We start from the raw sequence: 1,080 nt of genomic DNA, 5'->3' as shown, positions 1-1,080 counted from the left end.
TGATTATGCAGTTACTTTAGCAACTACACCAGCACCCACTGTACGACCACCTTCACGGATCGCAAAACGTAGACCTGGGTCCATTGCGATTGGGTGGATTAGCTCTACTGACATCTCAACGTTGTCACCAGGCATAACCATTTCAACGCCTTCTTTAAGCGCGATCGCACCAGTTACGTCCGTAGTACGGAAGTAGAACTGTGGACGGTAACCGTTAAGGAATGGAGTGTGACGACCACCTTCTTCTTTAGAAAGTACGTATACTTCCGCATCGAATTTAGTGTGTGGCTTGATCGCACCTGGTTTAGTCAATACTTGACCACGTTGTACGTCTTCACGCTTAGTACCACGTAGAAGAACACCACAGTTCTCGCCTGCACGACCTTCGTCAAGCAATTTACGGAACATTTCAACACCAGTAACTGTAGTTACTTGAGTATCACGGATACCAACGATTTCAACTGATTCGCCTACTTTAACAATACCAGTCTCTACACGGCCAGTTACTACTGTACCACGACCAGAGATTGAGAATACGTCTTCAATTGGCATAAGGAATGGAAGGTCGATTGCACGTTCTGGCTCTGGAATGTAAGAGTCAAGTGCTTCAACCAATGCAACAACAGCGTCTTCGCCATACTGACCAGCTTCACCGTTAAGTGCAGCAAGTGCAGAACCGCGGATCACTGGAGTGTCATCGCCCGGGAAGTCATAAGTAGAAAGAAGTTCACGAACTTCCATTTCAACCAGTTCAAGAAGCTCTTCGTCATCTACAAGGTCGCATTTGTTCAAGAATACAACGATGTAAGGTACACCTACCTGACGAGAAAGCAGGATGTGTTCACGAGTCTGTGGCATAGGACCATCAGTCGCAGCACATACAAGGATCGCGCCGTCCATCTGAGCAGCACCAGTAATCATGTTTTTAACATAATCGGCGTGGCCCGGGCAGTCTACGTGAGCGTAGTGACGAGTTGGAGAATCGTATTCTACGTGTGAAGTATTAATTGTAATACCACGTGCTTTTTCTTCTGGTGCAGAGTCGATTGCAGCGTAATCACGCGCTTCGCCACCGAATTT

The 1,080-nt window shown here is 47.0% G+C and carries 1 protein-coding gene; it reads right to left on the bottom strand.

The features are described from left to right. Positions 1-3: 3 nt before the first annotated feature. Positions 4-1,080 (bottom strand): elongation factor Tu (tuf, locus tag LOZ91_RS14535; protein ID WP_180078890.1); only part of this gene is annotated, 1,077 nt, incomplete at its 5' end.

It is taken from the genome of Acinetobacter sp. F-1, from assembly GCF_022869025.1.
Lineage (GTDB): Bacteria > Pseudomonadota > Gammaproteobacteria > Pseudomonadales > Moraxellaceae > Acinetobacter > Acinetobacter pseudolwoffii.
The sequence above is the reverse complement of the archived record's forward strand: the minus strand, read 5'-3'. Positions and strand labels throughout refer to the sequence as shown.